Consider the following 18,587-nt stretch of genomic DNA (forward strand, 5'->3'; position numbering starts at 1 on the left):
CTCTGGCAGACGGCCAAAGCGGCCGCGGGCGTTGCGAAACTGACCGGCGCCCCCGATGATGTCAACGAAGCGACAGCGATCGCGCGATCTGCGCGTACACAACAGGATCCCGCATGAGCGAATTTCGCACCGTGACAGATGATTTCGCCGTCAGCCCGCAGATCGCCCCGACCGACGTGGCGAGCGCTGCAGCGCAGGGCTTCCGGCTGATCATCAACAACCGTCCCGACGGCGAACAGCCTGGCCAGCCGACCAGCGCCGAGATCGAGGCGCAGGCCAAGGCGCACGGCCTGGCCTACGTGCACATCCCGGTCGTCGGCCGTCCGAGCGTCGAGCAGGCCAAGGCGACCCGCGACGCCGCGGCCGCCGCGGGCGGCAAGGTGCTGGCCTTCTGCCGCTCGGGCACGCGCTCGATCACCGCCTGGTCGATGGGACAGGCCGCGGCGGGCGACCGGCCGGTGGGCGACCTCGTCGCCCTTGGGGCGAACGCCGGCTACGACCTGTCCGGCGTCCTCGGCGGCTGAGGACCGGGACGGCTCCGCCTAGTGCGGGCCGATGTTCTGGGTCTGCCGATAGGCGTCGTGCGTCTCGCGATCGTTGCGCTCGGCGATCGCCGCCCATTCGGCCTTGGTGTGGCAGACATGGGCGGGGAAGTTGCTGCCGGTGACTTCCTCGCGCTTGCAGACCACCTTGTTGGCGTCCGGGTCGGCGGCGCTGGTCGCCTTCGCCGGCGGCGCGGCCGATGCCCCTGCCGATCCCCCCGCCACCGCCGCCGCGCTGGCCCCGTCCGCAAGAGCTTGTCCGGCAATGGCGCCGGCCGCCAGGCCGGCCAGGACGGCGAGAAGAGAGTGGCGCATGTGCAAGCCCCCGGGGCCGCCGGGCCCGCCGGCTGTCGGAGCCGCAGACTAGGTCCGAAACTGCGGCGTCGGCAACCTGCGGCGCCACGCGCCGCCGGGCCTTGTCCGGTCGGGCGATTTGGCGTTCAGATGCCGGCCCCATCGGCAGGCGTTCCCGCATGATCCCCTATGTCCGCGACATCACCTTCGAGTACGGCGCCTGCGACCAGCTCACCCCGCTGATCCGGCGTGTGGTCGCCAACAATCCCGGCCCGTTCACCTTCAAGGGCACCGGCACCTACATCATCGGGCGCGGGGACGGCGTGGCGGTGATCGATCCCGGCCCGGACATGGCCGATCACCTGCAGGCGATCCTCGACGCCACCCACGGCGAGCGCATCAGCCACATCCTGATCACCCATCACCATTCGGACCATTCGCCGCTGGCGCGGCCGCTGGCGGCGGCGACCGGCGCGGTGATCTACGGCTGCGCGGTGGATGCGCCCCACGTCGAGGGCGAGGTCAAGCTTGAGGCTGGGCACGACAACTTCACGCCGGATGTGTCGATCTGCGGCGGCGCCACCATCACCGGCCACGGCTGGACGATGGAGGCGATCCCCACACCAGGGCATACCTCCAACCACATCTGTTACGCGCTGAAGGAAGAGAACGCCCTGTTCTCGGGCGACCACATCATGGGCTGGTCGACCACGGTGGTGACGCCGCCCGACGGCGACATGGGCGCCTATCTGGCCAGCCTCGACCTGATCAAGGCGCGCAACTTCAAGATCCTGTGGCCGACGCACGGGCCGCCGATCACCGAGGTCACCCCCTTCATCGACGCCTATATCGAGCACCGGCACGATCGCACCCGGCAGATCCTGGAGCAGCTCAAGGCGGGCGAGACCCACATCAAGGCGATGGTGCCGAAGATGTACGCAGGCGTGGACCCGCGGCTCTATCCCGCCGCTTCGCACTCGGTGCTCGCGCACATGATCCAGCTGCAGCGCGAGGGCGCGGTGGCGAGCGAGGGACCGGCCGGCGTCGACAGCGCCTGGCGCCTGACCTGAGGCCGCCGGCGGGCAGGGCATGGACCACCAGCGCTGGACCTTTGCCGACCTGAAGACGCTGATGGCCAAGGCCTCGCCGCTGCGCTCGGGCGATGCGCTGGCGGGTCTGGCAGCCGGGTCGCTGGAAGAGAGCGTCGCGGCCCGCATCGCCCTGGCGGATGTGCCGCTGAAGCGGTTCCTGGCCGAGCCGCTGGTGGACTACGACACCGACGAGGTCACCCGGCTGATCTGCGACACGCACGATGCCGCCGCCTTCGCTCCGGTGTCGCACATGACCGTCGGCCAGCTGCGCGACTGGCTGCTGGGCGATGAGGCCGATGCGCCGGCGCTGGCCTCCCTGGCGCCGGGTCTGACGCCCGAGATGGCGGCGGCGGTCAGCAAGATCATGCGCAACCAGGACCTGATCCTGGCCGGCTCGCGGCCGCGGGTGGTCACCCGCTTTCGCAACACCGTCGGCCTGCCGGGCCGGCTCTCCACCCGGCTGCAGCCCAATCACCCCACCGACGATCCCGCCGGCGTCGCCGCCTCGATCGTCGACGGCCTGCTGCTGGGCTCCGGCGATGCGGTGATCGGCATCAATCCGGCCTCCGACAGTCCGACGGTGATCGGCGAGCTGCTGCGGCTGCTCGACGACGTGATCCAGGACGGGGCCATACCCACCCAGGCCTGCGTGCTGACCCATGTCACCGCCACTCTTGGCCTGATCGAACGCGGCGCGCCGGTTGATCTCGTGTTCCAGTCGATCGCGGGAACCCAGGGCGCCAACGCCAGCTTCGGCGTCACCCTGGCGCAGCTGGCCGAGGCGCGCGCGGCGGCGCTGTCGCTGCAGCGCGGCACGCTGGGCGACAATGTCATGTATTTCGAGACCGGCCAGGGTTCCTGCCTCTCGGCCGGCGCCCACCACGGGGTCGACCAGCAGACGCTCGAGGCGCGCGCCTATGCCGTCGCCCGGGCGTTCGACCCGCTGCTGGTGAACACCGTGGTCGGCTTCATCGGTCCGGAATACCTCTACGACGGCAAGCAGATCATCCGCGCGGGTCTGGAGGACCACTTCTGCGGCAAGCTGCTCGGCCTGCCGATGGGGTGCGACGTCTGCTACACCAACCACGCCGAGGCCGACCAGGACGACATGGACACCTTGCTGACCCTGCTGGCGACGGCGGGGGTCACCTACGTCATGGGCGTGCCGGGCGCCGACGACGTGATGCTGAACTACCAGTCCACCTCGTTCCACGACGCCCTCTATGTGCGGCGGCTGCTGGGCCTTAAGCCCGCGCCGGAGTTCGAGGCCTGGCTGCAGGGCGCGGGCCTGGCGGACGACCAGGGGCGGCCGCTGGCGCCGCCGGCGCGGCTCAAGCTGCTGGAGCGGCTGGATGGCCGCTGAACCCACGGAACTCGCGCTTCGCCTGCGCCGCCTGACCCTGGCGCGCGTGGGGCTCGGACGCAGCGGCGCCAGCCAGACCACGGCCGACGCCTTGGCCTTCGCCCTGGCGCACGCCCGAGCCCGCGACGCCGTGCATGACGCCCTTGACGCCGAGGCGCTGGCCGAGGCCTTCGCCGTCCTTGGCCATGCGGTGATCCAGGTTCGCAGCGCGGCGCCGGACCGGCGGGGTTACCTGTTGCGCCCGGACCTCGGGCGAACCCTCGCCGCGGATGCCGTGCTGGATGCGGCCGGACCGTTCGACCTGGCGGTGGTCGCGGCGGACGGCCTGTCCGCACGCGCGGTTCAGGCGCACGCCGCGCCGCTGCTGGCGGCCCTGGCGCCCCGGCTGGAGGGGCTCACGCTGTCGCCGGTGGTGATCGCCCATCAGGCGCGTGTGGCGCTGGGCGATGCGATCGGCGCCAGGCTGCTGGCGCGCGCGGTGCTGGTGCTGATCGGCGAGCGGCCGGGACTTTCCTCGCCCGACAGCCTGGGCGCCTACCTGACCTTTGATCCGCGAGAGGGGCGCACCGACGCCGAGCGCAACTGCGTCTCGAACATCCGGCCGGAAGGCCTGGGCTATGAAGCCGCCGCCGTCCGCCTGGCCTGGCTGGTCCGCGAGGCGCTCGGCCGGCGGCTGACCGGCGTCGGGCTGAAGGACGAGAGCGACCTGCCGTCCATCGACGCCGGATCGCCCAATCCCAGCCTCACCTAGCCTGGGTTAGCCCACCGTCTCCGCCGTCGGCAGCTTGTAGTGAGCCATGCGCTGGCGGATCAGCTTCTTGTCGATCTTGCCGGTGGCGCCCAGCGGGATCTCCGAGACGAACTGCACGTCGTCCGGCATCCACCAGCGGGCGATCTTGCCGACCAGGAACTCCAGGAACTCGTCGCGCGTGGCGACCTCGCCGGGCTTCAGCTGCACCAGCAGCAGCGGGCGCTCGTCCCACTTGGGGTGATGCACGCCGATCACCGCCGCCAGAGCCGCCTTGGGGTGGCCGGCGGCGATGTTCTCGATCTCGATGGAGCTGATCCACTCGCCGCCCGACTTGATGACGTCCTTCGCCCGGTCGGTGATCTGCATGAAGCCGTGTTCGTCGATCGTGGCCACGTCGCCGGTGTCGAAGAAGCCCTCCTCGTCGAGGATCTCGCCGCCGTCGCCCTTGAAGTACTGGCCGACGATGAAGGGGCCCTTGATCTTCAGCTTGCCGAAGGTGGTCCCGTCGTGGGGCAGTTGCTTGCCGTCGTCGTCGGTGAGCTTCAGCTGCACCGCCGGCGGCGGACGCCCTTGCTTCAGGCGGTAGGGCATCTGCTGTTCGTAGGGCAGGGCGGCCAGGTCGGCGGTCATCGACGCTTGGGTGCCCAGGGGCGAGGTCTCGGTCATGCCCCAGGCGTGGGTCACTTCGACGCCGTAGTCGTCGTGGAAGGCGCGGATGATTGCCTCGGGCACCGCCGAGCCGCCGATCACCACCCGCTTCAGGGTCGAGAACTTCGCGCCGGTCTGCTGCATGTGCTGCAGCAGCATCTGCCACACGGTGGGCACCGCCGCGGAGAAGGTGACGCCCTCGCTCTCGATCAGCTCCAGGATCGAGGCGCCGTCCATCTTCGGACCGGGCATCACCATCTTCGCCCCGATCGCCGGGCAGGTGAAGGTCAGGCCCCAGGCGTTGGCGTGGAACATCGGCACCACCGGCAGCACCACGTCGCGCGCGCCGATGCCCATCACGTCGGTCTGGGCCGTCACCAGGGTGTGCAGGAAGTTGGAGCGGTGGGTGTAGAGCACCCCCTTCGGATTGCCCGTGGTGCCGGAGGTGTAGCAGAGCCCGCAGGGCGTGGTTTCCGCGAACCCGCCCCAGGTCACGTCGGGCGAGTGGGTCTCCACCAGGGTCTCGAAGCACAGGGCGCCGTGCAACTGCACCGAGGCCATGTGGTCCTCGTCGGTGAGGACGATGAAGCGCTCCACCGTCGGCATCCTGTGCCGGTGCTCCATCAGCGTCGGCAGGAAGCTGAGGTCGGTGAAGATGATCTTATCTTCGGCGTGATTGATGATGTAGCAGAGCTGGTCGGGGAACAGGCGCGGGTTCAGGGTGTGGCACACCGCGCCGATGCCCATCACCGCGTACCACGCTTCCATGTGCCGGCCGGAATTCCAGGCCAGCGTCGCCACCCGGTCGCCGGGCTTCACGCCCATGGCGATCAGGGCGTTGGAGAGGCGTTTGGAGCGGTCGTAGAGTTCGGCGTAGGTGGTGCGCACGATCGGCCCTTCGACCGAGCGGGTCACCACTTCGCGCCCGCCGTGCCACTGGGCGGCGTGGGTCAGGAACTTGTCGACCGTCAGCGGCCAGTCTTGCATCAGCCCGAGCATGGGCGCGTCTCCCCGTTACCTTTGATAACCTATCGCTTGTGAAAACCATGACGGTCTAGGCGCCGTCACGTCAATCGCCGCCCAGGATCTCCTGCGCAGCCTTGTCCGTATGAGTTGTATCCACCTGGCGCCAGCTGAGCGCCCCCGGTCCCCGCGCCAGCTGTCCGCGCAGCACCTCGACGGTGGCGTCGGACGCGTCGCCCTGTCGGGCGGCGACCCTGGCCTCCAGCACCGCGGCGGGCGCGGTCAGCCAGATGCCGTCGAAGGCCACGTCCAGGCGCGTGGCCAGGGCCTGCGCCGCCTCACGGTTGGCGACGTCCATGTAGGTGGCGTCGAGGATCACGGCGCGGCCGGCCCGCAGCGCCCGTTCCGCCTCGCCGAGCATAACGGCATAGGCCGCCTGCATCTGTTCGCGCCCATAGGCGTCGGCGGGGGCCGGGTCGGTGGGGCCGAGGCCCGCCAGGCGCTTGCGCACCTCGTCGGAGCGCAGGATCACCGCCCCCGGCGCCGCGCCGAGGGCGGGGGCGACCTTCCGGGCGAGCGTGGTCTTGCCGGTGCCCGACACGCCGCCCAGGGCGAGCAGCTTCGCGGGCGCCGGCTGCAGGTGCGCCGCGGCGGCGGCCAGGTAGGCGCGGGCCTGACCCGTCTCGCCCTGATACGCGGCCACGTGCGCGCGGACGCTGGCGCGGGCGCTGAGCATCAGCGGCAGCGCCTCCAGCCCTTCCAGCAGGCCTTGCGGCATGCCCCGCGCCGCCTCGTCGAGGTAGGCGTTCAGCACCCGGTTGGCGGCCTCCGCGCGATCGCGGAAGCACAGGTCCATGAGCAGGAAGGCGAGGTCGTAAAGGGTGTCGATCTCGCTCAGCAGGTCGTTGAACTCGATGCAGTCGAACGGGATCGGCCGCCCGCCCTCCAGCAGGATGTTGCCCAGGTGCAGGTCGCCGTGGCTGTGGCGGGCGAAGCCCGCGGCGCGGCGCGCCTCCAGCAGCGGGGACAGGCGGGCGAACGCGGCGTCCGTGCCGGTCACCACCGTCTCGACCAGCGCCTCGCCCAGCTGGTCCTTCAGCGCGCGCAGGTGTTCGGCGTTGGTGCGGATGGTGTAGCCCAGCGCCCGCACGCCGCCGCCCTCCGGGTTCACCTCGGCGGCGATGTGGCTGCGCGCGATGGTGCGGCCCAGGGTCTCGGCCAGCTCGCCGGTCAACGCCTGCGGCTGCTCCGACAGCACGGCGTGCGGATCGAAGCGGCGCATCTCCAGGGCGTAGTCCACCAGCGCGCCGTCGCCGTCGAGCTCGATGCCACCGTCGGCGGCCCGGGTCAGGCGGCGCACCGCGCGATAGATGTCGGGCGCCGTCGCCAGGTTGAACTTCAGTTCGCGCTCGAGCGCCCAGCGGCGCTTCTCCAGGGTCGAGAAGTCCAGGAAGCCGAAGTCCACCGGCTTCTTCACCTTCAGCGCGGCGCCGCCCTTCAGGAACACCTGGGCGCAGGAGGTGTCGATCACCTGGTCGGCGTCCCGCGCCAGCTCGGCGGCGGCGACCGGTTTCGGATCGTCGGCGTGGGTCAAGCGGGTGGGCTCAGGGATAGAGGCGCGTGGTGGACCAGCCGGCGCCGGCGCGGGCGAACACCAGCCGTTCGTGCAGGCGGAACGGACGGTCGCGCCAGAACTCGATGGTCCGCGGCCGCACCCGATAGCCCGACCAGTGCGGCGGCCGGGTCACCTTGCCCAGGCCGAACCGCAGCCCCACCTCGGCCACGCGCTTTTCCAGCGCGAAGCGGTCGGGCAGGGCGCGCGACTGTTCCGAGGCCCAGGCGCCGATCTGCGAGGCCCGCGCGCGGGTGGCGAAATAGGCGTCGGCCTCGGCGTCGGTCACCGGCTCGACGTCGCCGCGCACCCGCACCGAGCGGCGCAGGGACTTCCAGTGAAAGGTGAGGGCCGCCTTCGGATTGGCCGCCAGTTCGCGGCCCTTGGCGCTCTCGGTGTTGGTGAAGAACACGAAGCCGCCGCCCTTTTCATTGGCGTCGACGCCCTTGAGCAGCACCATGCGGCTGTTGGGCAGGCCCTCGGCGTCGACGGTGGCCAGGGTCATGGCGTTGGCGTCGTTGGGCTCGGATTTCACCGCCTCGCGCAGCCACGCCTCGAACAGGGCGATGGGGTCTTCGTCCGGCAGCAGCGGCAGCGGCTCGGCCTGGGTGACCGACTTCACATAGTCGTCCTCGGCGGGGGAGGGCGGGATCAGGGTGTCGTCCATGGCCGCCGTATAGCCGATGCCGGGCCGCGCCGCAGCCTTAACGAAACATTGACCGGACTCCGGCCAGCCTCACGGCATGTCCGACGCCGGAACACCCCTTACCCATGCCCAGGCCCGGGCCATCCTCGGCCTCGGCCCGATGGCCACCGCCTCCGACGCCCGGCGCGCGTTTCGCGAGGCCGCCAAGCGGCTGCATCCCGACCGTCCGGGCGGCGACGCCGAGGCCTTCCGCGAGGCGATCGAGGCGCACAGGCTGCTGCAGGAAGAGCCCCGGGCCCTGCCGGCGCCTGAGCCGGTGCTGGAGGATGAGCTGTCGATCACGCCGCTGATGGCGCTGGAGGGCGGCGAGCGCGAGGTGATGCTGGCCGACGGCCGGCGTATCCGCATCGCCCTGCCCGCCGGCCTGCGCCAGGGCGAGCGCCTGCGCGCCGCCGGCGTGGTGTTCGTCATCGCCATCACCGCCGACGACGAGGCCCAGGTGCGCGGCGACGACCTGTGGATCACCGCCCACGTCACGCCGCAGATGCTGGCCGACGGCGGCCGCGTGAGCCTGGAGACGCCGCTGGGCAAGCGCAGCGTCTGGGTCACCCGCAAGGCCGCCGAGCGCGGCCTCGTGCGCCTGGAGCGCCAGGGCCTGCCGGCCCGGGACGGCCACGCCCAGGGCGCGCTCTACATCCGCCTGGCCGGCGACGAACGCCCGGTGGAAAGCTCGGCCCGTACGCTGCTGCGCCGCTTCGCGGCGGCCTGGGCGGCCTGATCACAACACCGGGTTGACTTAGGCGTCCCGCGTCCCTTTTTCTCGCCGGGTCTGTGTTTTGGGGGAAACCATGACCGATCCGATCCGTGGCGATCAGCCGCCGCCGCCCAAGCGGATGTCCGGGCCTTGGGTGGGCACCTGGACGGCGGTGGGCGTGATGGCGCTGCTGCTGGGGCGCCTCTTCCTTTGGGAAGGCCGGCTGGGCGATGAGGACCAGGCGCCGATGCTGTTCATCGCCGGCATGGCCGCTGCGATCTGCATCCTGGGCGTCGGCATCGGCTGGATCCGCCACTTCCGCGCTCAACGCGAGAACCGCAATCGGCGCAAGCCGATGAGCCTGGGCTGACCTTGGCGCGCCGCTTCGACTGGGGCGGCCTGGCGCGCGCGCTGGCGCCGGACCAGCCTCATGGCGGCTGGACCCTGCCGTCGATCGCCCTGCGGACCGGCCTCGCCTGGGCCGCCGTCTGGCTGATCGCCGCCGTTCGGGCGTGGCCGACCAGCCCGGGCGCCGCCCTGGCCGCAGTGCTGGTGGGCCTGGCGCCGGGGGTGGGGATCACGGTGTGGATCGGGCGTCGCGGTCGCTGACCCGTGTTTCGGCTCCCATCTCTTTGTGACCCGCCGCGCTTTCCGCTAAGAGCGCGGCCATGTCGCACAACACCTTCGGCCACCTGTTCCGCGTCACCACCTGGGGGGAGAGCCACGGGCCCGCGCTGGGCTGCGTGGTCGACGGTTGCCCGCCCGGCATTCCGCTGACCGCCGAGGAAATCCAGGTGTGGCTGGACCAGCGCCGGCCGGGGCAGGGCAAGTTCGTCACCCAGCGCCAGGAACCGGATGCGGTGAAGATCCTGTCGGGGGTATTCTCTGACGAGCGCACCGGCGGCCAGGTGACCACCGGAACGCCGATCTCGCTGCTGATCGAGAACGTCGACCAGCGCAGCCGCGACTATTCCGAGATCGCCACCGCCTTCCGCCCCGGCCACGCCGACTATGCCTATTTCGCCAAGTACGGCGTGCGCGACTACCGCGGCGGCGGCCGCCAGTCGGCGCGCGAGACCGCCGCGCGGGTCGCCGCCGGGGCGATCGCCCGCAAGATCCTCGGCGAGGGCGTGACGGTTCGCGGCGCGCTGACCCAGATCGGCCCGCACGCCGTCGACCGCGACCGCTGGGACTGGGCGCAGGTGACCGAGAACCCGTTCTGGTGCCCCGACGCCCAGATGGTGGCGGTGTGGGAAGAGCACCTGGAAAAGGTGCGCAAGGCGGGCTCGTCCACCGGCGCCATCGTCGAGATCGAGGCGGTCGGCGTGCCGGCCGGCTGGGGCGCGCCGATCTACGGCAAGCTGGACGCCGAGCTGGCCGGCGCGCTGATGTCGATCAACGCCGCCAAGGGGGTGGAGATCGGCGCGGGCTTCGCCGCCGCCGCCTTCAGCGGCGAGGAGAACGCCGACGAGATGCGCTCGGGCAACGACGGGCCGGTGTTCCTGTCCAACAGCGCCGGCGGCATCCTGGGCGGCATTTCCACGGGGCAACCGGTGGTGGCGCGGGTGGCGTTCAAGCCGACGTCCTCGATCCTCACCCTGCGCCGTTCGATCAACGAGGCCAATGCCGAGATCGAGCTGCGCACCAAGGGCCGCCACGACCCGTGCGTCGGCATCCGCGGCACGCCGGTGGCGGAGGCGATGACGGCCTGTGTCCTGGCCGACGCCTTCCTGCGGCACCGCGGCCAGACGGGCGGCGGGGCCTTCGAGCCGGGCCAGGCCGGACGTCGCTGATCTCGCCTTAAGCGCTGGATTTGCGCGGCAAGATTGTGTTGCGCGCCATTAATGCAGGGTGCGCTTGACCAGCGTCTGCCGCGGGGTAAGACAGCCTTTCGTCCCGAATCGGTGGTGCGCCCTCCCCGGTGCGGGCGGTCGGCTGTGGGGGCCCTCCATGCGTTTCGATCTTCTGAAGCTGCTGATGGTGGACGACAATCCCCATATGCGCGTGCTGCTGGGCGAGATCCTCAAGGCGGTCGGGGTGCGGCATCTCTTCGAGGCCGCCGACGGCGCCGAGGCGCTGCAGGTGCTGCGCCGCGAAGAGATCGACATCGTCATGACCGACCTGGCGATGCAACCTTTGGATGGTATAGACTTCTGCCGTCTGGTGCGCAATTCGCCGGACAGCCCCAATCCGATGGCGCCGATCATCATGATCACCGGCCACTCGACGCTGCGCCGCATCGGCGAGGCGCGCGACGTCGGGGTCAACGAATTCCTGGCCAAGCCGATCACCGTGCGCGGCGTGATTCACCGCATCACCCAGATCGTCGAGCATCCGCGCGCCTTCGTGCGCACGCCCGACTACTTCGGTCCGGATCGGCGCCGCCGGGCGGATCCCAACTATCGCGGCCCGCTGCGCCGCGAGGGCGACCCGCGGGTGGTGGAGCGGGGGTGAGGCGCCCCGGGCCGCAGCTCAGGGATGGGCGGGCCCGCCTGGCGTCAGCAGCGCCATTTCGATGTCGAGATCCTGACCGTCTTCCGCAGGGTCGGTCGCGGCGCCGCGGCGTCGATCGAGCGCCTGGCGCGTGATCCGGTGCCCGGCGCGTGTGATCCGATACTGGGCTCCCAGGATCAACGGCACGATCAACAGCACGGGCGCCAGGACGCCGGCCGACAGCCCCATTCGCACGACCGCGTGGGGATCGACCGTGCGCGGGTCGGCATGGGCCGGCCAATGGATCACATGCTGCAGCAGGAACCCGGCGATCATGCCGCCCAGTCCGGCGGTGGCCTTGCCGGAGAAGGACAGGGCGGCGGCGAAGACGCCTTCCTGCCGCTTGCCGGTGACGAGTTCCTGCACGTCGAGGGTGTCGGCCAACATGGACGCGAACATGATCCCGAGAACCACGCCGAGATAGGTGCGAGCGGTCTCGTTGACGACCAGGATCACCAGCAGGGACGTCGATCCGTTGGGCGGCATGAGGTGCAGCAGACGCAGGCCCGTCACGCCCATCCCGTCGATCACCAGCAGGGCGAAGGTCCCCAGCAGCAGCGGCTTCTTGTCGAAAACCCGTTCGACGAGGCCAAGGGTCAGGAAGGCCGCGACGGCGCCGAGACCGGTCAGGCTGTACCAGACCAGCTGTTCGGACGTCAGACCCCAGAAGTAGGTGGACATGTAGATGTTCAGGCCGTCGAGCGTGCCGGTGATGGCGGCGGTGGTCAGCGCGCCGAGGAACAGCACCAGGAAGTCGCGGTTGACGAAGGTGCTGGCCACATCGCGCCAGACCTGCCGGACGCTGAACCGCGGGGTGGCCTTGACCGGCTGCAGCAGAAACGGGACTTCCCGCAAGGTCAGGTGGGTGGTCATCAGCACCGAAGCGGTCGCCGTCAGCGCCACCACGGTGGCGAACCGGCCGTAGGCGTGCGGGTTGAGCTGCCCGACCCTGAACGCCGGGGTGCTGGCGAAGACGATCTTCCAGGCGCAGACCGTGAAGACCAGCATGCCGAGCAGGCCGACCGCGTAGCGCCAGGTGACGATCGTCGTGCGCTCGGCATAGTCCTCCGAGAATTCGGCGTAGAGCGCGGTCCAGGGCACGACGAACAGGCTCATCGAAACGTGCGTCAGCACGACGGTCGCGAACAGCCAGCCGAGCAGCGCGACCTCGCCCAGGCCGGCCGGCGGCGAGAACACCAGGAACAGCCCGATCCCGATGGGCAGCGCCGAGAGGTACATCATGGGATGGCGCCGGCCGTACCGGGTCTTCAGGCCGTCGGAATACGAGCCGAGCAAGGGGTCCATGGCGGCGTCGATGATCAGGGCCGCGCCCGTCGCCATCGAGGCCTTGAACGCGTCCAGGCCCAGGATCTGGTTGTAATAGAGCAGGATGAAGGTGTTGAAGGCAAAGTTCTTCAGCGCCTCGGGCATGGCGCCGATCGCCTGGAAGATCTTGGTCGAGATGGGAACCTTGCCCGGGCGGGTCCGGGCGCGACGATAGAGGGTCTCGGAAGCGCTCACCTGATCACCCTCCGGGCCTCGCGCCGCGCGCCGGCGACGTTTCTTCGGGGAAGTCATAGTGAACCTGGCTGAAGCTGTCGGCGCACAGGACGTAGAGGATGCGCAGGGGCGCCGCGCCGGTCGCGCACGCGCCGTGAAGCCGGCCACCGGGTATGAAGGCCGTCACGCCCGCCGCCAGGGGATATTCGACCCCCTCGATGTTGAGCACCCCCTGGCCCGACAGGATGTAGTAGGCCTCGGCCTGTTCGTGCCTGTGCAGGCGAAGGTCCGCAGGATCCGCCGGCGAAACGCTGGCGACGCCCAGGGTCAGGCTGTCCGTGGGCGTGCGATCTGAGCTCATGAGGGTTCTCCAGCTGACGGCCCCGCGCAGGGGATCCTCCCAGCGCTCGAGCTCACACTGACTTTCGCTGATCACGAACGGCTCGGCAGACGGCACGGCGTTTCCTCGATGATTGTTGTTGATCTGGAGCACACGGGATGCGCGTCCGGTTCGCGCGTGCAGCGGCGCTTCTGGAGACAAGGCCCAGTAGAGCCAGTGATGACCCGGTCTTGATACCTGCTCCCTGCGGCGCCGATTCCTCAGTGAACCACACTGTCGCCTCCCACCCGGGACTTTTTATGGTCAGTCCGGGGATTGCGGCCCCGCACACCTGCTCCGGCCCGCTACGGGCCATGGCGGGGCCTGGCCAAAGGTGGTCTGCTGAACGGCAACGACAGGACTGAGGGAGGCGCGAATGGACAGGCTGACCGGCAAGGTGGCGATCATCACCGGCGCGGCGAAGGGGCTTGGCGAGGCCGATGCGCGCCTGTTCGCGGCCGAGGGCGCGCGGGTCGTGCTCACCGACATCGATGAGGTCGCCGGCGCCCGGGTCGCGGGCGAGATCGGGCCGGCCGCGCAATTCATCCGCCAGGACGTGCGCGACGAGGCGGGCTGGCGCGACCTGATCGCGGCGGTGATGGCGCGCTACGGACGCCTCGACGTGCTCGTCAACAACGCCGGCGTCGTCGAACCGGGGACCATCGAGACGACCTCGGCCGAAGACTACCGCTTCGTGATGGCCGTCAGCGCGGACGGGACCTTCTTCGGCTGCAAGCACGCCATCCCCGCCATGCGGGCCTCCGGCGGCGGCTCGATCATCAACATGGCCTCGATCGCATCCATCCAGGGCGAGTCGCTGGTGGCGGCCTATTGCGCGGCCAAGGGGGCCGTCGAGGCCCTGACCCGCTCCGTCGCCGTCCACTGCGCGCAGGGCGGGATGAACATCCGCTGCAACTCCGTGCATCCCTCGGGCATGGATACGCCGATGGTGCGCCGCTTCGGCGGCAAGGTGGCGGCCGCGGGCCTCGCGCCGCCGCCGGGCGCCTCGCCGCACGGCGCCAGCCCGCTGGGCGTCGCCACCGACATCGCCTGGGCGGTGCTCTACCTCGCCAGCGACGAGTCCCGCTTCGTGAACGGCCAGCGCATCGTCGTCGACAACACCATGTCGGTGACCAGCGGCCACGTGCCTTCGGCGGGCTGACCGGCATGGCGGGCAGGATGCACGTCTCGGGGATGGTGCACGTCAACATCAACGTCTCGGACTTCGAGCGGTCGCGCGCCTTTTACGAGGCGCTGGGTTTTCGGCTGTTCTGGATGGTCCCGGCCACCAACTCGCCGGAGGTGGCGGCCGCGGTGGGCATGCCGCCGTACCGCGTGAAGGGCGGTCTCATGCGGCTGGAGGGCGCCGACCATCCCCTGGTGATCGACCTGCTGCAATGGGAGCATCCTCACGACGATGCGCCGCCCTATCCGCACCTCTATCACCGCGGCCTGGCGCGCCTGGCGCTGGCGACCCGCGACATGGACGCCGATCTGGCCACCCTCGCGGCCATGGGCGTGGAGCTGGTCGGTCCGCCGGCCCGGGTGGTGATGAACGGCGTCCCCACGGGCGGGCGCTTCGTCTGCTTCAAGGATCCCGACGGGACGATCCTCGAACTGGTCGAGATGGGCGACGGGGCGGAGGGCGCCGGATGATCGAGATCACCATCCTCTACCCGGCCAAGCCGGGCGCGCGCTTCGACCACGACTATTACGAGACGTCACACATCCCGATGGCGCTGGAACTGCTGGGGCCCGCGGTGCGCAGGGTCACCGTCACGCGCGGCGTTGCGCCTGGCCCGCCCTGGCCCGCGCCAGCCTATTCGGCGATCTGCCGCTTCGAGTGCGAGTCCGTCGAGGCCTACCAGCACGCCCTGTGGCCCCACCTGTCGCGACTGCAGGCCGACCTCGCCGCCTACAGCGACTGCGAACCGGTGGTCGTGATCGGCGAAATCACTTTGGACCGCCTCGCCGACGAGCCGTCCGGCCCCTAGATCGACCTTGGGTCGCGTGGGTGGCGGCTACGTTGCGCCCGGCATTGAACGCTCGCCCTAGGGCCGCAAGCAGACCCCCTCGACGTCCGCGATGGGTGGTGAGTGGCCACCAGCACTACTCGCCGCAAGTCGCCATGCTAGAATGCCACAATGCCAATCAGCGTGTTCGAAAACACTACGAACCAGCCTCTGACATTCATCCTCGAACCAAACGAGCAGCGTTGGGAGGTGCCGTGGCTCGCCAGGATCGGCGTGCGGTACTCATTCCAAGACGGCGCAACGGGTCGAACATTCGCGGAAGTCGGAGAGCATCAGATCCGGTTCTGGTGTGATAGCGAAACTCGGGAAGTAGAGATCGTCCACCCGTCCCCTTTCGATCTCTTGCTCTGGGACATATGTGTTGGGCAAGGCTTCTGCGGCGGCCTTGTGAATGGTGAACCGACCCATGTAACGCACCTGTTGCCGACTGGCGGCATGGTCACGGCGGAACAGTTTGCTCAGCTCGCGATAAAGGCGGAAGGCGACTCGCGAAGCCCTGATGAAAAGCATGATCGCTGGGTTTCGCGCCTGAGCGCCGCGTTCATTGAGCACATGGGAGCACCATCAATGCCCGCCGAGATGCTCGTCCAAAACCTCGCTCAGCCTTTCGAAATCTAGGGTCCGACTTGGGTGGTGAGTAGACGTTGTCCTAGCTGGCTGACTTCTCGCACGGATAGGCATGTTTGAGAGCGAGGATAGCGCCGACGGCTCGCGACATTCCCATCTTGTCAGGGTTTTCTTCGACCCATTTGTCGAACGCCGCATGAAGCTCACCGCCCGTTGGTGCGACCGCCGTGCAGAAGAGTGACGCATGGGCCATGTCGCCGTGGATAAGGACGGCATCCCAAACACCCAGCAAGTATTCCTCGCAGGCATGGCGGTCCGACTTGCACTCTTCCACTAAGGCTTTCGCTCTGTTCGATTCGTCGGCGTGTGCAGAAACTGGGCAGGCACATAGAAATAAGAATACGGCCGCCAGCGACCCTCCGAAGAGCTTCACGTCCGCCTCCCAATCCATGAGCTTCACGTCTGACTTGTACACCCACCGGTGGGCCTCTCCTATGGGTCGTGAGCGGTCCGTGGCATCGCGCCCGCAACTGGACATTCGCGCTACCCGGCCACAGCGGACGTCGCGAATGTCTCGGAAGGGTGGGTTCTCGCCCTGCCACCAACAAGCCGGCTCCGCCAGTCCCGCCTCTACGGCTTCGGAGCGGGGGCGGGAACCGCAGCTGGCGGCGGGGCGTCCTTCGGCAGCTGGAAGCGGATTGGGATCGTCACCTTGCCGCCGCCTACGGGGATGCCGTTCTGGGCCTTGGGCCGCATCTTGAAGATCGACGACATCTTCACTGCGGCGTCGCCGAAGCCGAAGCCCGGCGGGTCTTCCGAGACAACGGCGCAATCGGCAAGGCGTCCCTCCGCGTTGACCGTGCAGCTGATCACAGCCTTGCCCTCAACGCCCAGCCGCTGCGCCCGCTCCGGGTAGTAGCGCATGATGTCCACGGACTGCGCGTCGCACACCGTGGCCGCCAGCACCGCCGCCGCCCCGATGATCCACCCTAACGTCGCCATCGTGGGCCCACCGCTCAAAGTTGATCTGCCCCGGGCCTGCCCGTCGGACGAGGTAGCCACACCCAAGGCGCGGATCAATCAAAACGCGAGGCCGCAGAGACGGAAGGTGAGGCCAAAGTCCTGTTGGGGTCGACAGCGCCCATCGGCCTCACGCCCGCAATCGGACCTCCCGCGCCAACGCCGCCTCACACCGCCAGCGAGCAGCTTTCGCCGATGGTCGGCCGCGAGACGGTGATGCGGCACAGGCCCGGGAAGCTGGCGTGCAGCTTGCCGGCGAAGTGCAGGCACAGGGCCTCCAGGGTCGGGCTCTCCAGGCCGGCGTGCTCGTTCAGCAGGCTGTGGTCCAGTTCGCCCGCGGCGTCCTTCAGGGCGCGGTCCAGCTGGGCCAGGTCGGCGACCCAGCCCACCGGGGCGACCGCCGGCCCCCGCACGGTGGCGGTGACCTGGAAGGAATGGCCGTGCAGCCGCGTATAGGGGCTGTCCTGCGGGCCGTCGGGCAGGCGGTGGGCGGCGTCGAAGGTGGCGACCTTCGTGATCTCGAAGAGGGGCTCGGTCATGGTCCGGGAAAGATGGGGCGCGCCCGCCGCGAGGCTAGGCGATGCCGAGGTATTTGTGGGTTTGCACGCTTAAACGCCAGCGGGGGTGTTCAAGGCAATAGGCGATGGCCGCCCGCGTGGCGGCGTCCCGGTCCGGCCCGTCCATCGGCTGCAGGCAGAAACGCTCGAAGTCCCAGCCCTCGAAGCGGGCCGGGTCGACGTCCTTCTGCGGGAACACCAGCTTCAGTTCCTGGCCGCGGCGTTGCACCACCTCGGCCTGGGCCTTGGGGCTGACGCAGATCCAGTCGACGCCGTCGGGGACCGGCAGGGTGCCGTTGGTCTCCAGCGCGATGGAAAACCCTTCCGCGTGCAGGGCCTCGATCAGCGGGGCGTCGAGCTGCAGCAGCGGCTCGCCGCCGGTGATCACCACCAGCCGGTTCTGCGGGCCGCCGGTCCAGGCCGCGGCGACCGCGCGGGCCAGGTCCTGCGGCGTGCGGAACTTGCCGCCGCCGGCGCCGTCGGTCCCCACGAAGTCGGTGTCGCAGAAGGTGCACACCGCGCCCGCCCGGTCTTCCTCGCGGCCGCTCCACAGGTTGCAGCCGGCAAAGCGGCAGAACACCGCCGGCCGCCCCGCCTGGCCGCCTTCGCCCTGCAGCGTCAGGAAGATCTCCTTGACGGAATAGGTCATGTGGCGACCGACGGGCGCCCGTCCGCGACCCATTCGTCCCAGCCCTTGGCGCGCAGCTCGCACGCCGGGCAGGTTCCGCAGCCATAGCCCCAGTCGTGATGGTGCTCGCGGTCGCCCAGGTAGCAGGTGTGGCTGTGCTCGGCGATCAGGGCGACCAGCGGCTCGCCGCCCAGGCCCTTGGCCAGCGACCAGGTCTCGGCCTTGGTCAGCCACATCAGCGGCGTCTCGATGGGATAGTCGCGGCCCATGCCCAGGCCCAGCGCCCGCTGCAGGGCGTCCAGGGTGTCGCGCCGGCAGTCGGGGTAGCCGGAAAAGTCGGTCTCGCACATGCCGCCCACCAGGGCCGACAGGCCCCGCCGGTCGGCCAGGGCGGCGGCATAGGTCAGGAACACCAGGTTGCGGCCGGGCACGAAGGTCGAAGGCAGGCCGCTGGCCGTGACCTCGATGGCCCGCTCGGTGGTCATCGCGGTCTCGCCGATGGCGCCGAAGCTCCTGATGTCCAGCATGTGGTCGTCGCCCAGCCGGTCCGCCCAGTCGGGGAACTGGCGCACGATCTCGGCGCGGACCACGCCGCGCTGGACCAGCTCGGCGGCATGCCGCTGGCCGTAGTCGAAGCCCACGGTCTCGACGCGGGGGAAGCGCTCCAGGGCCCAGGCCAAGCAGACGCTGGAATCCTGGCCGCCGGAGAACAGCACCAGGGCGCCGTTGGGGGAGGAGGTCATCGC

General features: G+C 69.8%; 24 protein-coding genes. 13 read left to right on the forward strand and 11 right to left on the reverse strand.

Annotated elements, in window-relative coordinates; genetic code table 11:
- The first annotated feature begins 113 nt into the window (after nucleotides 1-113).
- Nucleotides 114-524: a TIGR01244 family sulfur transferase gene (locus ACO2Q3_RS19945; protein ID WP_423309797.1), complete on the forward strand. Its 411-nt coding sequence runs from the start codon at nucleotides 114-116 to the stop codon at nucleotides 522-524.
- 18 nt (nucleotides 525-542) lie between these two features.
- Here ACO2Q3_RS19945 and ACO2Q3_RS19950 read toward each other — a convergent pair whose 3' ends face one another.
- A complete protein-coding gene (locus ACO2Q3_RS19950; RefSeq protein WP_423309799.1) occupies nucleotides 543-857 on the reverse strand; it encodes a hypothetical protein in 315 nt (104 codons plus the stop codon).
- 158 nt (nucleotides 858-1,015) lie between these two features.
- Here ACO2Q3_RS19950 and ACO2Q3_RS19955 point away from each other — a divergent pair, with 158 nt between their 5' ends.
- The 3 genes from ACO2Q3_RS19955 to eutC are packed head-to-tail and all read left to right on the forward strand — an operon-like array spanning nucleotide 1,016 to nucleotide 4,041.
- Nucleotides 1,016-1,906: an MBL fold metallo-hydrolase gene (locus ACO2Q3_RS19955; RefSeq protein WP_423309801.1), complete on the forward strand. Its 891-nt coding sequence runs from the start codon at nucleotides 1,016-1,018 to the stop codon at nucleotides 1,904-1,906.
- A 19-nt stretch (nucleotides 1,907-1,925) separates the two neighbouring features.
- Nucleotides 1,926-3,290, forward strand: a complete 1,365-nt coding sequence (locus ACO2Q3_RS19960; RefSeq protein ID WP_423309803.1) for an ethanolamine ammonia-lyase subunit EutB — start codon at nucleotides 1,926-1,928, stop codon at nucleotides 3,288-3,290.
- Entirely contained in the window at nucleotides 3,280-4,041 is a 762-nt protein-coding gene (eutC, locus tag ACO2Q3_RS19965) for an ethanolamine ammonia-lyase subunit EutC (RefSeq protein ID WP_423309805.1), read from the forward strand. The genes ACO2Q3_RS19960 and eutC overlap by 11 nt, the downstream gene beginning before the upstream one ends.
- Nucleotides 4,042-4,047: 6 nt before the next feature.
- Here the strand turns inward: eutC and ACO2Q3_RS19970 are convergent, their stop codons facing one another.
- The 3 genes from ACO2Q3_RS19970 to pdxH form a co-directional block, all read right to left on the reverse strand.
- The gene (locus tag ACO2Q3_RS19970; RefSeq protein ID WP_423309807.1) at nucleotides 4,048-5,688 is read right to left on the reverse strand and encodes a long-chain-fatty-acid--CoA ligase; all 1,641 of its coding nucleotides are present in this window, start codon (nucleotides 5,686-5,688) and stop codon (nucleotides 4,048-4,050) included.
- Between the two features lie 70 nt (nucleotides 5,689-5,758).
- Nucleotides 5,759-7,246 carry an AAA family ATPase gene (locus tag ACO2Q3_RS19975; protein ID WP_423309809.1) on the reverse strand — a complete coding sequence of 496 codons (1,488 nt, stop codon included), beginning with the start codon at nucleotides 7,244-7,246 and terminating at the stop codon, nucleotides 5,759-5,761.
- A 10-nt stretch (nucleotides 7,247-7,256) separates the two neighbouring features.
- Entirely contained in the window at nucleotides 7,257-7,931 is a 675-nt protein-coding gene (pdxH, locus tag ACO2Q3_RS19980) for a pyridoxamine 5'-phosphate oxidase (protein WP_423309811.1), read from the reverse strand.
- Nucleotides 7,932-8,007: 76 nt separating this feature from the next.
- Between pdxH and ACO2Q3_RS19985 the strand changes: the two genes are divergently transcribed.
- From ACO2Q3_RS19985 to ACO2Q3_RS20005, 5 genes are all read left to right on the forward strand, one after another.
- Nucleotides 8,008-8,688 carry a DnaJ C-terminal domain-containing protein gene (locus ACO2Q3_RS19985; RefSeq protein WP_423309813.1) on the forward strand — a complete coding sequence of 227 codons (681 nt, stop codon included), beginning with the start codon at nucleotides 8,008-8,010 and terminating at the stop codon, nucleotides 8,686-8,688.
- A 70-nt stretch (nucleotides 8,689-8,758) separates the two neighbouring features.
- Nucleotides 8,759-9,034 (forward strand): hypothetical protein, encoded by a 276-nt coding sequence (locus ACO2Q3_RS19990; RefSeq protein WP_423309815.1) that lies wholly within the window; start codon nucleotides 8,759-8,761, stop codon nucleotides 9,032-9,034.
- 2 nt (nucleotides 9,035-9,036) lie between these two features.
- The gene (locus ACO2Q3_RS19995) at nucleotides 9,037-9,273 is read left to right on the forward strand and encodes a hypothetical protein (protein ID WP_423309817.1); all 237 of its coding nucleotides are present in this window, start codon (nucleotides 9,037-9,039) and stop codon (nucleotides 9,271-9,273) included.
- 59 nt (nucleotides 9,274-9,332) lie between these two features.
- On the forward strand, nucleotides 9,333-10,457 hold the full coding sequence (aroC, locus tag ACO2Q3_RS20000; RefSeq protein WP_423309819.1) for a chorismate synthase: 1,125 nt from the start codon (nucleotides 9,333-9,335) through the stop codon (nucleotides 10,455-10,457).
- A gap of 157 nt (nucleotides 10,458-10,614) precedes the next feature.
- Nucleotides 10,615-11,118 carry a response regulator gene (locus tag ACO2Q3_RS20005; RefSeq protein WP_423309821.1) on the forward strand — a complete coding sequence of 168 codons (504 nt, stop codon included), beginning with the start codon at nucleotides 10,615-10,617 and terminating at the stop codon, nucleotides 11,116-11,118.
- A gap of 18 nt (nucleotides 11,119-11,136) precedes the next feature.
- On the opposite strand, the gene ACO2Q3_RS20010 is transcribed toward ACO2Q3_RS20005, so the two are convergent.
- Together ACO2Q3_RS20010 and ACO2Q3_RS20015 are read right to left on the reverse strand one after the other, a co-directional pair.
- Complete coding sequence (locus ACO2Q3_RS20010) at nucleotides 11,137-12,678, reverse strand: MFS transporter (protein WP_423309823.1); 1,542 nt, start codon at nucleotides 12,676-12,678, stop codon at nucleotides 11,137-11,139.
- Nucleotides 12,679-12,682: 4 nt separating this feature from the next.
- Nucleotides 12,683-13,018: a cupin domain-containing protein gene (locus tag ACO2Q3_RS20015; RefSeq protein ID WP_423309825.1), complete on the reverse strand. Its 336-nt coding sequence runs from the start codon at nucleotides 13,016-13,018 to the stop codon at nucleotides 12,683-12,685.
- A 394-nt stretch (nucleotides 13,019-13,412) separates the two neighbouring features.
- Between ACO2Q3_RS20015 and ACO2Q3_RS20020 the strand changes: the two genes are divergently transcribed.
- The 4 genes from ACO2Q3_RS20020 (at nucleotide 13,413) to ACO2Q3_RS20035 (ending at nucleotide 15,687) form a co-directional block, all read left to right on the forward strand.
- Complete coding sequence (locus ACO2Q3_RS20020) at nucleotides 13,413-14,198, forward strand: SDR family oxidoreductase (protein WP_423309827.1); 786 nt, start codon at nucleotides 13,413-13,415, stop codon at nucleotides 14,196-14,198.
- 5 nt (nucleotides 14,199-14,203) lie between these two features.
- Nucleotides 14,204-14,692 carry a VOC family protein gene (locus ACO2Q3_RS20025; RefSeq protein ID WP_423309829.1) on the forward strand — a complete coding sequence of 163 codons (489 nt, stop codon included), beginning with the start codon at nucleotides 14,204-14,206 and terminating at the stop codon, nucleotides 14,690-14,692.
- Nucleotides 14,689-15,030: an EthD family reductase gene (locus ACO2Q3_RS20030; RefSeq protein WP_423309831.1), complete on the forward strand. Its 342-nt coding sequence runs from the start codon at nucleotides 14,689-14,691 to the stop codon at nucleotides 15,028-15,030. The genes ACO2Q3_RS20025 and ACO2Q3_RS20030 overlap by 4 nt, the downstream gene beginning before the upstream one ends.
- A 150-nt stretch (nucleotides 15,031-15,180) precedes the next feature.
- Complete coding sequence (locus tag ACO2Q3_RS20035; protein WP_423309833.1) at nucleotides 15,181-15,687, forward strand: hypothetical protein; 507 nt, start codon at nucleotides 15,181-15,183, stop codon at nucleotides 15,685-15,687.
- A gap of 31 nt (nucleotides 15,688-15,718) precedes the next feature.
- Here ACO2Q3_RS20035 and ACO2Q3_RS20040 read toward each other — a convergent pair whose 3' ends face one another.
- The 5 genes from ACO2Q3_RS20040 to queC form a co-directional block, all read right to left on the reverse strand.
- Nucleotides 15,719-16,111 (reverse strand): Rap1a/Tai family immunity protein, encoded by a 393-nt coding sequence (locus ACO2Q3_RS20040; protein ID WP_423309835.1) that lies wholly within the window; start codon nucleotides 16,109-16,111, stop codon nucleotides 15,719-15,721.
- A gap of 155 nt (nucleotides 16,112-16,266) precedes the next feature.
- The gene (locus ACO2Q3_RS20045) at nucleotides 16,267-16,638 is read right to left on the reverse strand and encodes an energy transducer TonB (RefSeq protein ID WP_423309837.1); all 372 of its coding nucleotides are present in this window, start codon (nucleotides 16,636-16,638) and stop codon (nucleotides 16,267-16,269) included.
- Nucleotides 16,639-16,823: 185 nt separating this feature from the next.
- On the reverse strand, nucleotides 16,824-17,195 hold the full coding sequence (locus ACO2Q3_RS20050; protein ID WP_423309839.1) for a 6-pyruvoyl trahydropterin synthase family protein: 372 nt from the start codon (nucleotides 17,193-17,195) through the stop codon (nucleotides 16,824-16,826).
- A 34-nt stretch (nucleotides 17,196-17,229) separates the two neighbouring features.
- Complete coding sequence (queE, locus tag ACO2Q3_RS20055) at nucleotides 17,230-17,862, reverse strand: 7-carboxy-7-deazaguanine synthase (RefSeq protein ID WP_423309841.1); 633 nt, start codon at nucleotides 17,860-17,862, stop codon at nucleotides 17,230-17,232.
- Entirely contained in the window at nucleotides 17,859-18,584 is a 726-nt protein-coding gene (queC, locus tag ACO2Q3_RS20060) for a 7-cyano-7-deazaguanine synthase QueC (RefSeq protein ID WP_423309843.1), read from the reverse strand. The genes queE and queC overlap by 4 nt, the downstream gene beginning before the upstream one ends.
- Between the last annotated feature and the right edge of the window lie 3 nt (nucleotides 18,585-18,587).

The organism is Caulobacter sp. KR2-114 (assembly GCF_049446115.1).
In the GTDB taxonomy this organism is placed as follows: Bacteria; Pseudomonadota; Alphaproteobacteria; order Caulobacterales; family Caulobacteraceae; genus Acaudatibacter.